Origin of the sequence: Halotia branconii CENA392 (assembly GCF_029953635.1) — a bacterium.
GTDB lineage: Bacteria > Cyanobacteriota > Cyanobacteriia > Cyanobacteriales > Nostocaceae > Halotia > Halotia branconii.
The window spans coordinates 788,140-800,485 of record NZ_CP124543.1 but is presented as its reverse complement, the minus strand read 5'-3'; the positions used below and the strand labels follow the sequence as shown (position 1 = coordinate 800,485).

The following is a 12,346-nucleotide window of genomic DNA, read 5'->3' as shown; positions in this document are numbered from 1 at the left end:
AGACTCCAATGGATCTGAGACCACAATGGCAAAAAAACATCTTTTTAGTTTTGGCATTTACCTTAATTTTTAGTCCCATACCATCTGTACCAAGTTTCGCTCAAGTAAAAACACCAGATTGGAGCTACGGTGGTGCAGAAAATCCAACTCGATGGGGCGAACTTGATAATAATTTTGCCCTCTGTGAATCAGGTAAAGATCAGTCCCCCATTAATATTGTTGATGCTGTCCAAGGAAATCCTGCACAGATAGTCTTTAACTACAAGCCTACACCTTTAGAAATTGTCAACAATGGTCGCACAGTGCAAGTAAATTATGCACCAGGAAGCAGCGTTACTATCAATGGCAAACAATATGCACTTCTCCAGTTCCATTTCCATACTCCCAGTGAACATACCATTGAGGGCAATGCCTCGGCTATGGAACTGCATCTAGTACACCGCAATACAGCAGGTGAACTATCAGTTGTAGGAGTCATGATGAACAAAGGAACTGCAAATCCTGTAATTGATAAAATTTGGCAACATATTCCGTCTACACAGAAAACAAACACTGTTAGTGGTCAAACCATTAACGCTGCTGATTTATTGCCTAAAAGTAAAGCATACTTCAGCTATTCTGGTTCACTCACAACGCCACCTTGTAGTGAAAGCGTCAAATGGAATGTTTTAACAGAACCAATTACAGTCTCATCAGAAGAGATTGATACTTTTGAAAAGTTGTATCAGGTAAATGCCCGTCCAGTTCAGCCCACAAATGACAGAAAAATTGAACTACATGGCAACTAGCCATTTGTAGACCTCAATAATGATCTAAATCCCCCTAAATCCACGCCACTTCCTACAAGTCGAGGAATCCGCCCAACGCAGTGGCTCCCTTAAAAAAGGGGGACTTTAAAAAGTTTTCCCCGTTTTTTAAGGGGGTTAGGGGGGATCGAAACGCTGTTAGGCAACTTTCTAAAACTTGTGTGTACACCGTAGCCTTGTAGGAGAGGGGCTGGAGGTTAGTTCAAAACAATACTTATCGAACTCACGTTAAGTAATTACAGTTGGTTTTTCCATGTTGGTAAATGTACGTACTTGAGCAACTTCATTGGCGATTGCAATTAAGTCTGCAAGGCTCTGTTGTGGATCAAGATTGTGTTTGCTACTATCAGGCTCATAGCTTTCTAAGTAAATTCGCAAGGTTGCGCCTTGAGTTCCAGTTCCAGAGAGGCGATAGACAATGCGAGAACCATCGGTAAATCCAATGCGGATACCTTGATTTTCGCTGATACTGCCATCAACAAGGTCGGTATAGCTAAAGTCATCGCTGTATTTGACTTCGTAATTGCCTAATTTTTTTCCTTTGAGATTGGGAATCTGAGCGTGGAGATTAGCCATTAATTGATTAGCGCGATCGCTATTTATCGCTTCGTAGTCATGGCGAGAATAGTAATTGCGGCCGTATTTTTGCCAATGTTCCTTTAAAACTTGTTCAACGGGTTGTTGTTTGACTGCTAAGATATTCAGCCAAAATAACACAGCCCATAATCCGTCTTTTTCACGAATATGGTTAGAACCACTACCAAAGCTTTCCTCTCCACACAGAGTAGCTTTACCTGCATCTAACAAGTTACCAAAGAATTTCCAACCTGTGGGCGTTTCATAGCAATCGATACCCAAATCCGCCGCGACTCGATCAGCCGCTTGACTAGTAGGCATAGAACGCGCTACTCCTGCTAAACCGTCAGCGTAACCAGGAACTAGAGTTGCATTAGCTGTTAAAACTGCTAAGCTATCGCTTGGTGTGACAAAGAATTTACGTCCTAAAATCATATTGCGATCGCCATCGCCATCAGAAGCTGCGCCAAAGTCGGGAGCATTATCCCCAAACAGTATTTCTACCAGTTCATGAGCGTAGACTAAATTTGGGTCAGGATGTCCATCACCAAAGTCTTCTAAAGGAGTACCATTAATTACTGTGCCTTTAGGTGCGCCTAGTGTTTGCTCAAATAAATTTATAGCATAAGGCCCAGTCACAGCGTGCATTGAGTCCATGCACATCCGAAAATTCCCACTAGTTAGCAGTTCTCGAATTTTTCCGAAGTCGAATAGCGACTCCATCAGTTTTTCGTAGTCTTGCACTGAGTCAATGACTTCGACTACCATATCTGCCAATTTAGATTCACCCAATGTATCTAAATTCACATCAGGCGCGGTCAAAATTTTGTAATGGTCTATGACTTTACTACGGTCAAAAATTGCTGCCGTCATCTTTTCTGGTGCGGGGCCACCATTGCTGCTATTGTACTTAACGCCAAAATCTCCTTCTGGGCCGCCGGGATTGTGACTAGCAGATAAAATTATGCCACCAAGAGCGTTGTACTTGCGAATTACACAGGAAGTTGCTGGTGTAGACAAGATGCCACCCCGACCGACTTTCACCCGTGCAACACCGTTAGCAGCAGCCATTTTCAGAATAATTTGAATTGCTGGTCGATTATAGTAGCGACCATCACCACCTAAGATTAAGGTTTGTCCTCGTAAATCTCCTACAGTATCGAAGATAGATTGAACAAAATTTTCCAGGTAATGGGGCTGTTGAAAAACGGTGACTGCTTTGCGTAGCCCAGAAGTACCAGGCTTCTGATCTTGAAAGGGGGTAGTAGAAATGTTACGGATGCTCATGAAAATATTTAGCAAATAAAACGTTTTTCTCTTTCCAAGTGCTTATTATAAGAATTTCTACTGCTAAGTTAGTCAACAAATTTTTCGCCATGTATGATCAAGCGGGTTATTCTATACAATCTTGAACGCAGGTATAGCCCGCCAAAGGCATCGCACTGACAAAATATGGATACAGATGAAAAGTTAAGCTCAACTTTAATGCATTAATGCTAGTACAGTTCGGCAAAAATAAACCATCCATTCTAGATCAATGAAAAGCTGATGCTGTATTAATTTTTAATTTCGCCTTGCGGTGCTACTTCTTAAATAAGTTAACGTTTGATTATGGCAATATTATTTATTGCCTTTAAAAGCTTTGGGATATTTTAACAATTAATCTATAGGATTCATATTTGATTTGGAGAAAAAACTCAGTATACCCCTAAATCTCTTTTTTCCTGCGATGCACTGAGCGTAGCCGAAGTGTTCCCTCCCTACGCAAATATGTTTATTAATCAAATTAATTGCTAGATTAATGTATAAAAACTAGATATTTTACAGTCAAATAATTAATTTATAATTAAAAGTTAAGTTTAGAGAAATCCTTAACTTTTTTGTATCTACTCTTATTTGCCTTTAATTTATAAATAGGAATGTCAAGATTAGATACTTCCTAAAAGGAGGCAATTATGCAACTAACTTATCGGGCTGCTAGTTACGAATTGAACTATACAGATGTTAAAGCTGCTACAAACTCATATATTGGCTGCTATCGTGGTGCTAAATTTAAAGTGCAGCCATCCACAGTTACGCATCAATTGAAGTTACCAATAGAATTAAAGTATCGTGGTACGAGTTATACTATTTGGCAATGAAATTTAATGAAGCGATCGCAGCATAATTCAGTCTTTCAAGACTATATGTTTTTTGGTATCAAAACTAATTAAACCTTGTTGTTGTAGTTTACCCATCAATCTTGTAATTGTCACTCTCGTAGTGCAACAGGCACTAGCAATATCTTCATGAGTAAAACGAACACTAAAGCGAGTTCCACCTACAACAGGTTCACCAACTTCTCGTTTTAAAAGTTCTAATAAATGATGTAAACGATCTTCTACTCGTCGTCTTCCAGATATGACTAAAAATGATTCAGTTTGCTGTAATCGCTGATTGATTTTCGGTAATAAAATACGGTTCAATATTGGATTAACAGTCATTTCTGTTACATAAATTGAGACTAATTCGACATCCGTTAAGGCTGTTGCTTGGTAAATTGGTAAAGAAGTCATATTAGAGCCAAAAACCATTTGCGTTTTAGCTAATCCAATTAATGCTTCTTCGCCTGTTTCAAAAAAGGTACTGAGTTTAACTAACCCCTGATGAACATACCAGATCATTAATGGGTTTAGAGGAATAGTTTCTCCTTTTGAATGTTTAAATATAGGACGATCTTGACTAAGATCTATATCACTCTTGATTAGCCCTTCTATTTTCTGACGTTCATCAATGTTACGTAATAGCCAGCGTAGAGAACTGACTCTGCCATGTTGATTGCGAAATGCTGTCACTGTTAAAGCTGCGGTAAAAAAATCGCCATGTCCTTGCCGAAAGCGCACTACTAACTCTCGCCTTCTGTCAGATTGCGATAACTGATTAAGTTCACTACGAAAACAATGTCTTTCTTGGAAAAGGACAAAGTTGCTCATTGGTTTGCCTATTAAAGACTGTCTGGAAATATTGAGCAACTTAGCTGCACTTAGATTAACCTCTCGGATAATTCCTTCCGCATTTGTAACTAAATAGCCATCTGGTGCGAACTCGAATAAATCTTGGTAATATTGGCGTTCTGCTTCTAGCAGATTTCGTGTTTGTACAAGTTCTTCATTTTGTTGATAAAGTTCTTCGGCCGCTAACTGTAGTATCTTTGAAGTGCCATATAGTTCTTTAAAAGCTTGTGGTAGCATATCCGGCGGAATCCAAGGTAAGACACTAGCTGTTTGGTATAAATCTGCCAAACTTCTGTGTAATGCTTCTGTGCGCTGGATAAATTGTTCTATGTTCACCTTAAATTACCACTACTAGCTTGCAGAGGTTGAGCAAAAAAAATTACAGTGTGTCAAATTTTTAGAGGAGTTACCCAAGCTCTGAGGCTGTTGCCACTATGTAATGAAACTTTTAATAAGCTGCAACTGCTGCCCAACGGTACTTTCTAAATACACATATTTTTGAGTATATTGGCTAATTATTGAATTTTTGGATAAAAATTCCTTGACCAAAGTAAATAATAAGCATTTTTGCTAGATAATACTTCTACCCTTAGTAGTAAAATAAACTAATTTCCAGGGTTGTTTCTAAAGAAATGTAAAATTCAGTCAACCTAGCGATCGCTCTTGAGTAATTTACCTGTTCATTAGTTTTTGATTTACTAACAAAGAGAGATTAACAAAGTTGATGAAACAGGCAATATTCCTACTTATGTATGCATTCTTGAATTAATATTAGGACTCATATTTGATTTTTGAAAAAATTCAGTACACCTCAAAGAGCCTTGTTCCCTGTTCCTTATTCCCCGCCTATCGCGCTTGCGCTGCGCTTCTGTGCGAGACGCTTTGCGAACGCGCACCACGCAAGTAATTTCACCAAATCAAACCGGATTTCTATAGCTACTATTTAATTAGATAAATTCCATTAATGAATTTACCGCAGCCGTTAGTTGAGCAAAGTCGAAACCAACGGAAGGTCGAGAGTTGAGCAAAGCGTTATACTGACTTGTACTGAGTCTAGCCTGAGTTTAGCCGAAGTAGCTTGTCGAAGTATTGAAACTCGTCAGTATTGGTATTTTCTTGGCTAGTAGTATGTCCTATTAGTAATCTGCCAAGAGAACTTTGCGTGGTGGCAGGCTTCGTGGCAGGGAGCAGAGGAGAAAGATTCTCTCCTTGCGCCCTACCCCCTTCACTCCTGCTAGGTCTACACAGCAATATTGGGTTGGTGAACTACTAGAAATCACTTAACTATCTATAGTAAGAACAACAACAAATAAACGTGTAAAGAATAACGAAAATATTTAACAAAAATTAGTATCTTTAGTGAGAGGACAAGTTAAGTACTAGTTTGTTGTAATGTAACTCAAGCATAACAGCTTATCAACGCACAATGTATCAGGAGTAATGGGTTTGATGATATCTCACCAAATTCATCACTCCTTTTTCTGTACAGATATTTGAATTTTGCAATTTATCAAGAGTTTATATTTTTTGTAGTTTGTTTCATTGAATCTACTCATCAAATAATTAACTAGCTAAATCATATCGAATTAAAAAATCCGTAATTTTTCTCTTTTTTATTCGATAAAAGTATATGTATATTTTTAATAGTTGCGTTGTTATTTATACAAGGTTTTCGACTTTTGTGAGAAGTTGGAATCTGAGGCTCTCAAAAAAATATAACACAACTTAATTAAAGCCCAAAGCTCAAAAATTTGATAAATTAAAATGAATCAATACTGTTATTCCTTGCTAGCGCTGACATTAGCAACAATCTCTGCATTCAATATTTCTCCGTCCCAGGCTCAGACTGTACCAGCATCAAACACCGATCAAACTAATACTGTTATTAGTCCTATAGCTTCTGATATATCTCCCATAATTAGTACAATAGAATCATCCCAATTAGTTAATTCTCCTATTTTTACCAATAGTAACAAAACCATCTTTTCTGAAGTTACTAATGATGCATCATCTGCTAATACTATCTCAAATCCTAATAAACCAGATTTACGTGTGCCTATATCCAGCAGAATTTTTGCAGTGCCTTCGATGCAACAGTAGTCAAAAGGCGATCGCACTACCCACTTCTTCTCTTTCAGAGACGCTGACGCGAACAAGGAGGGTCTGTAATAGTCGCCCCGTCCCCGTCAGGTGTCAGTAGTCAGCGATGCACTGAGCGTAGCCGAAGTGTGGTGAGTAGCAAAAAAACTGAGTATTGACCCCTGACCACTGACACGAAATCCCGCCCCTTCCAGGGGTGAGATGAGCTTAAAGGTATTTTTAAACTCAAATTTTAGGTTAGGTTATGTACAGTAATCTAATCTAATTTCTATGTTTTATGGGACTTACGCAAAACTAACGCAATTTCGTCATTACGAGCGATAGCGACGTAATAGCAAAAATCCTGCGATTGCTTCCCTACACTTCGTTTCGGTCGCAATGACGATTTGGGCTTGCGTAAGTCCTGTTTTATACTCTATCTTGACGAATGTATTTATTTTTGCTTAATCATTTTATCCCAGACAAACTTGTTCGTAACGTTTTCCAGCAATATCCCAAGTGAACTCTGTTTCTACAAGTTGTCTAGCTTTGCGAGATAATTCAGAACGCAATTGTGGACTATCAAATAGTTGACTAATAGCGCAAATATACTCTGCTGGTTCATTTGCTCGTAATGCCCGTAATGATATATTATTACCGTCTACGACTAGTCCTTCTAAACCGCGATCGCTTGCTACTAAGGGTATACCAGCTGCCATTGCTTCTAGAGTTTTATTTTTAATCCCAAATCCTGTTCGCATCGGTACAATACAGACAGTTGATTGGTGTAAATACTCTACCATTGACGGCACTTTACCAGTTACATTAATTCCTGGTTGGTGTTGCAGTGCTAAAACTTCTGGTGCAGGACGAGAACCGACAATATCGAAAGTTGTATCAGGATATATTTTTTGGATTTCTGGTAAAATTTGGCTGCTGAAAAAGCAAACAGCATCAATGTTAGCTAAATTATCCATAGCGCCAATAAAAACTAAGCGGTTTCCCCCCGGATCAGTAGTACGATAGGGAAATGAAACTAAATCTACACCATTAGGAATAACTGTAATTTCACTGTTAGGACTAAACGCTTGTAGTTGAATTTGATCTTCTTGCGTTGTCACGACAATTTTGGAAAATTTAGAGCAATATCTTTGCTCATAGCGACGTAAAAGCGGTAAATTAATTTTGTCTCGCAATGTATTTTCAGAAGTACCAGTTGCTAGCTGATTACGACAAGTACCGTAGACAGAACTATGAATATTAACTACGGTTTTCAGATGCTTTTGGAAGTGTGCTGGTACATAAATTTCATTCACGCTATGTTCGCAGGTGATCACATCACATTTCTTCGCCTCGACGAAGTTACTAACCCACTCTTGCATTTCAGTTGAATAACGATTAAGTACACTTGGCGGTGTACCTTGTTGTAAGAATGTATTAAAACGCTGTATCTTCTTCAGTATTCCTGTAGTTTCTTGAGAATCGGCAGGACGTTCAAATACAACTAGTTGATCTACACATTCCCTTAATCCTGAGATTTCTGTTTGTGTTACATCGCTTTCATGTTGAGTCACAAGGGTAATAGCATGACTTTGACTCAAATATTTGAGTAAATTAAATGTCCTGACTTGAGTTCCCCCTCGCGTTGGTGGATAGGGAAAAGTAGAAGATAGCATTAAAATATTCATACAGCGGATATCAGGAATAACACTAAGTCAAATGATGATACATATACCATGCCTTTAGTTAGTGCTTGATGTCATCACTAATATCCCTTATACCAATTCTGTGCGGCTTCACACAGAATTGGTATTAAATAATAGATGTTCCAATTTGCTACTCGTGGCTTAGTTGATCTAGTCACAGAATTGCTGTCTATTTACTTATGCACGAGGTTGATCTTCGTCATAGTAACGTGAATATTGGAACTCTAACTCGTTTTGCTGTTCTCTGTTTCCTGGCTGGACAATAGGGCAATACTTGGTGTTAGCACTTATACAATCCATGTGTGGGGTTTTAGCATACACCACCAGCAATGCACCTAAAATCAACAATAAGCCACAAATTGCTGCCGTCTGCATCCCTGAAATTTCTAATGCCCCGTGAACGACTACTTCTCTGAGTACAGATACAATTGCTATTTCTACTGCTACTCCCACAGCAATACTATGTTCCTGTAAGTAAACCATCAGAAGTCGAAATAACTCTACCAAAATCAATACAAAGAGTATTTTTGCAGTTACTTCTTGAAAGTCTAACGGCTGCACGAGAGCAATTAATATTCCCCACAATTGGATCACCATGACGGCAAACAAAATTAAACATAGGACAATCACAATTAAGTCTTGGAAAGCCTCCATGTTGCGAACAATTGAATGCCGATCAAGCCAGCGATCGCCAAATAAAAATCGACTTTTGAAGCGCTTTTGCATGTCAGTTTCCATTTCAATTGGGACAAGTTCACACCACACCTGCCAGTCCACCCAATATCTTAATTTTAGGCAATATTAAGCGATCGCGCCTCAGCGAGGTTTGTAATTTAAATTTTGTGCTTGTTGCAACAATTGTTGGGCATTTTTCGCCCATTGAGGACTACCTTGAGCATTATATAAATCTCTGGCATATTGTAATACTTGGGCTGCTTGAGCATACTGCTTTTGCTGCATAAAAACTAACCCGGCTCCATAATAAGCATGAGGGTAGTTGGAGTTAGCTACAGCTGATTTTCTAAAAGCTTCTAATGCTTCTTGTAATTTGCCTTGGCTAAACCAAATTGTTCCCAGATTGTAGTGAACTTCTGCATATTTGGGATTTCTTTGTAATGCCTGACTAAAAGCGTCTTTTGCTTGATTGATTTTACCCTGTTGGAGATAACACAACCCGATATGATAGGGAGGTTCTGGGGCATTCTTACTATATTCCATTGCTTTTTTAAAAGCAGCGATCGCTTGTCCCCATTCTCGTTGCTGTTCTCGTACTAACCCCAAATTATAGTGGGCAAAACCTAGTTTAGGATCAAGTTGTAATGCTCGCTGTAAGTAATCATTTGCCTGTTGTAAATTATTTGCTTCTAATAGCGTTCCGCCTAAATTGGCAAAGGCTAAAGAAAAATTAGGATCTGATTGGGTGGCCTGATAAAATGCATCAGCCGCTGGCTTTAATTGCCCTGTTTGGCGCAATGCTAGTCCTAAATTGTAATGAGCAGCGGCTAAATTGGGATCTAGTTTAGTTGCTTGTTGAAAAACTGCGATCGCATCTTGCGCCCTTCCCGCCTGGATTAACTGTAATCCTTGATTTAATAACTCTGTGGCATTTTGAGCGTTCGATTGTGCTAGAAGAGGCAGGGGGCATACTTCGACTGCGCTCAGTAACCAGGGGGCAGGGGGCAGGGGGCAGGGGGGCAGCACTTCGACTTCGCTCAGTGACCGGGGGGCAGGGGAGGCAGGGGAGGCAGGAGGAGAGAGTGAGAGTATGCTGCCAGTTATTAATATCAAGCTCACTATTTCTGCTAGGGAATATTTATTGAGTGATAATCTCATAGATTTTTGGGCTAGCAACAGTTTGAGTTACGTTTACTTCATAAAAGGTTTGGTTATAAAGAATGCCTTTACAAAATGTTTGGTTTCTCTATTAAAGTTTGTGGTACTTAATTTTTCTTAAGCTAAATCTTACGACAGGCTACAATTTTTTTTACTTTCGATTAAAGAGAGGATAATGACAAATTAAGGGAGGAATAATTCTTCCTCCAGCAGAACTATTAATCCCTAAAACACACAGAATCATGCGGTTAAGAGTAATTTACCGCAAGGGAGGTTTTATGAACGAAAAAGTAAAATCGGGTTCGCGGAATGTTGCAATTGTTGGCCCTTATTTAAGTGGAAAAACTACTTTACTAGAAAGCTTGTTATTTGTCACAGGGACAATTTCGCGCAAGGGCAATGTTAAGGATGGTAACACAGTTGGAGATAGTGCCGGAGAATCACGCGATCGCCAGATGAGCGTGGAGGTGAGTGCAGCGAGTACCGAATTTAATGGTACTCGCTTTACTTTTATAGATTGTCCGGGTTCTGTGGAATTTGTCCAAGAAACGTACAATGCTTTAATGGGAGTGGATGCAGTAATTGTAGTTTGCGAACCCATACGCGATCGTGTCCTCACCCTAGCCCCTTTATTTAAATTCCTAGACGATTGGGAAATTCCTCACATCGTCTTTGTTAACAAAATGGATCGGGCGAATATTCACGTTTTAGAAACGTTACACGCCCTCAAAGCAGTATCCAGCCGTCCTTTAGTAGCACACCAATATCCCATTATGAATGGGGAACAGCTGACCGGCTTTATCGACATGGTGAGCGAACAAGCATATCAATATCATTCGGGCGCACCTGCTGACCCGATTCCCTTCCCCGAAAGTTTAAAAGCAGAAGAACATCAAGCACGGGCAGAAATGCTCGAAGCTTTGGCAGATTTTGACGACCACTTATTGGAAGAACTTTTAGAAGACATCGAACCACCCCAAGAAGAAATTCTCAACGATTTAAAATTAGAATTAGGGGCTGATTTGGTAGTACCCGTTTTCTTTGGTGTGGCAGAACAAGATTATGGTGTAAGACCTCTATTAGAAGCCCTGCAACGAGAAGCACCCGAACCAGAAACCACAGCCGAACGCCGCTTAAAGAACATCAAAGACAATACATCTTTAGCCCAAGTACTAAAAACTTATTACACTCCCCAAGGTGGCAAACTTTCTTTAGTGCGGATTTGGCGGGGCAAATTAACTGATGGTATCGTCCTCAATGGCATTCGCGCTGGTGGAATTTACCGTCTCATGGGACAACAACAGCAGTTAGTGAATGAAGTCGGGGCTGGTGAAATTGTTGCAGTCAGTCGTTTAGAGGGAATTAAGACCGGGGATACCATCTCTACAGAAAAGCAAGTTCAGGAACTATCCAAAGCTGAACAGTTAGAACCAGTGTATGCCCTTGCTATTACACCAGAAAAGCGCAACGATGAAGTTAAACTCAGCAGCGCCATTACCAAACTCTTAGAAGAAGATCCTGCTTTGGCTTGGGAACAACACGGTGATACCCACGAAGTAATTCTTTGGGGTCAAGGCGAAATTCATTTACAAGTCGCCTTAGATAGACTGCGCCGTAAGTATAATTTGCCAATGACGACCCACTTGCCACAAGTGCCTTACAAAGAAACTATCCGCAAAACTGTGGCTGCGGTACATGGGCGCTATAAACACCAAAGCGGTGGTCATGGGCAGTTTGGTGATGTTTTTCTTGACATTCAACCTTTGCCGCGAGGTACAGGCTTTAACTTTAATGAAACCATTGTCGGTGGTGTAGTTCCTAAACAGTACATTCCTGGCGTGGAAATGGGTGTGCGGGAGTTTCTTACACACGGGCCTTTGGGCTTTCCAATGGTAGATGTAGCAGTAACATTAACCAATGGTTCTTACCACAGCGTTGATAGTTCTGAACAAGCCTTTAGACAAGCTGCCCGATTAGCTATGCAAACGGGAATACCCAAGGCGCAACCTACCCTTCTAGAACCAATTCTGCGGGTGGAGGTAACAACACCCAGCGAATTTACCTCTAAAGTATTGCAACTTGTGAGTGGCAGACGTGGGCAAATTTTGGGCTATGAAGGGAGAAATGATTGGCAAGGCTGGGATAATGTAGCTGCATACTTGCCTCAAGCAGAAATGCAAAACTTTATTGTGGAGTTGCGATCGCTTACTCTTGGTGTTGGTTCCTTCCATTGGGTATATGATCATCTCCAGGAAGTACCGGAAAAACTTGCTGAACGCGTCCTTACGAGTAATGGAAATGGTAATAACACCAACGGTAAGTAGTTCTAGATTTTAGACTGAATCTAACATCC

The 12,346-nt window shown here is 39.9% G+C and carries 9 protein-coding genes; 3 read left to right on the top strand and 6 right to left on the bottom strand.

Annotated elements, in window-relative coordinates:
• The first annotated feature begins 8 nt into the window (after positions 1–8).
• Positions 9–788, top strand: a complete 780-nt coding sequence (locus QI031_RS03560) for a carbonic anhydrase (protein WP_281483848.1) — start codon at positions 9–11, stop codon at positions 786–788.
• A 246-nt stretch (positions 789–1,034) separates the two neighbouring features.
• On the opposite strand, the gene QI031_RS03555 is transcribed toward QI031_RS03560, so the two are convergent.
• Positions 1,035–2,669, bottom strand: a complete 1,635-nt coding sequence (locus tag QI031_RS03555; protein ID WP_281483847.1) for an alpha-D-glucose phosphate-specific phosphoglucomutase — start codon at positions 2,667–2,669, stop codon at positions 1,035–1,037.
• A gap of 668 nt (positions 2,670–3,337) precedes the next feature.
• Here QI031_RS03555 and QI031_RS03550 point away from each other — a divergent pair.
• Positions 3,338–3,523, top strand: coding sequence for a DUF4278 domain-containing protein (locus QI031_RS03550; RefSeq protein WP_281483846.1), 186 nt, complete (start codon positions 3,338–3,340; stop codon positions 3,521–3,523).
• Positions 3,524–3,550: 27 nt separating this feature from the next.
• On the opposite strand, the gene QI031_RS03545 is transcribed toward QI031_RS03550, so the two are convergent.
• From QI031_RS03545 to QI031_RS03525, 5 genes are all read right to left on the bottom strand, one after another.
• The gene (locus QI031_RS03545; protein ID WP_281483845.1) at positions 3,551–4,711 is read right to left on the bottom strand and encodes a helix-turn-helix domain-containing protein; all 1,161 of its coding nucleotides are present in this window, start codon (positions 4,709–4,711) and stop codon (positions 3,551–3,553) included.
• A 1,532-nt stretch (positions 4,712–6,243) separates the two neighbouring features.
• Complete coding sequence (locus QI031_RS03540; protein WP_281483844.1) at positions 6,244–6,531, bottom strand: hypothetical protein; 288 nt, start codon at positions 6,529–6,531, stop codon at positions 6,244–6,246.
• A 396-nt stretch (positions 6,532–6,927) separates the two neighbouring features.
• The gene (locus QI031_RS03535; protein ID WP_281483843.1) at positions 6,928–8,142 is read right to left on the bottom strand and encodes a glycosyltransferase family 4 protein; all 1,215 of its coding nucleotides are present in this window, start codon (positions 8,140–8,142) and stop codon (positions 6,928–6,930) included.
• 195 nt (positions 8,143–8,337) lie between these two features.
• Positions 8,338–8,886: a phosphate-starvation-inducible PsiE family protein gene (locus QI031_RS03530; protein ID WP_281483842.1), complete on the bottom strand. Its 549-nt coding sequence runs from the start codon at positions 8,884–8,886 to the stop codon at positions 8,338–8,340.
• Between the two features lie 90 nt (positions 8,887–8,976).
• Positions 8,977–9,993 (bottom strand): tetratricopeptide repeat protein, encoded by a 1,017-nt coding sequence (locus QI031_RS03525; RefSeq protein WP_281483841.1) that lies wholly within the window; start codon positions 9,991–9,993, stop codon positions 8,977–8,979.
• Positions 9,994–10,271: 278 nt separating this feature from the next.
• Here QI031_RS03525 and QI031_RS03520 point away from each other — a divergent pair, with 278 nt between their 5' ends.
• Positions 10,272–12,317, top strand: coding sequence for an elongation factor G (locus QI031_RS03520; protein WP_281483840.1), 2,046 nt, complete (start codon positions 10,272–10,274; stop codon positions 12,315–12,317).
• The last annotated feature ends 29 nt before the right edge of the window (positions 12,318–12,346 follow it).

Bases quoted from the DNA above. Each gene is read 5' to 3' on its own strand.
- QI031_RS03560 (WP_281483848.1), top strand. From the start codon at position 9: ATGGATCTGAGACCACAATGGCAAAAAAACATCTTTTTAGTTTTGGCA.
- QI031_RS03555 (WP_281483847.1), bottom strand. From the start codon at position 2,669: ATGAGCATCCGTAACATTTCTACTACCCCCTTTCAAGATCAGAAGCCT.
- QI031_RS03550 (WP_281483846.1), top strand. From the start codon at position 3,338: ATGCAACTAACTTATCGGGCTGCTAGTTACGAATTGAACTATACAGAT.
- QI031_RS03535 (WP_281483843.1), bottom strand. From the start codon at position 8,142: ATGAATATTTTAATGCTATCTTCTACTTTTCCCTATCCACCAACGCGA.
- QI031_RS03530 (WP_281483842.1), bottom strand. From the start codon at position 8,886: ATGCAAAAGCGCTTCAAAAGTCGATTTTTATTTGGCGATCGCTGGCTT.
- QI031_RS03525 (WP_281483841.1), bottom strand. From the start codon at position 9,993: ATGAGATTATCACTCAATAAATATTCCCTAGCAGAAATAGTGAGCTTG.
- QI031_RS03520 (WP_281483840.1), top strand. From the start codon at position 10,272: ATGAACGAAAAAGTAAAATCGGGTTCGCGGAATGTTGCAATTGTTGGC.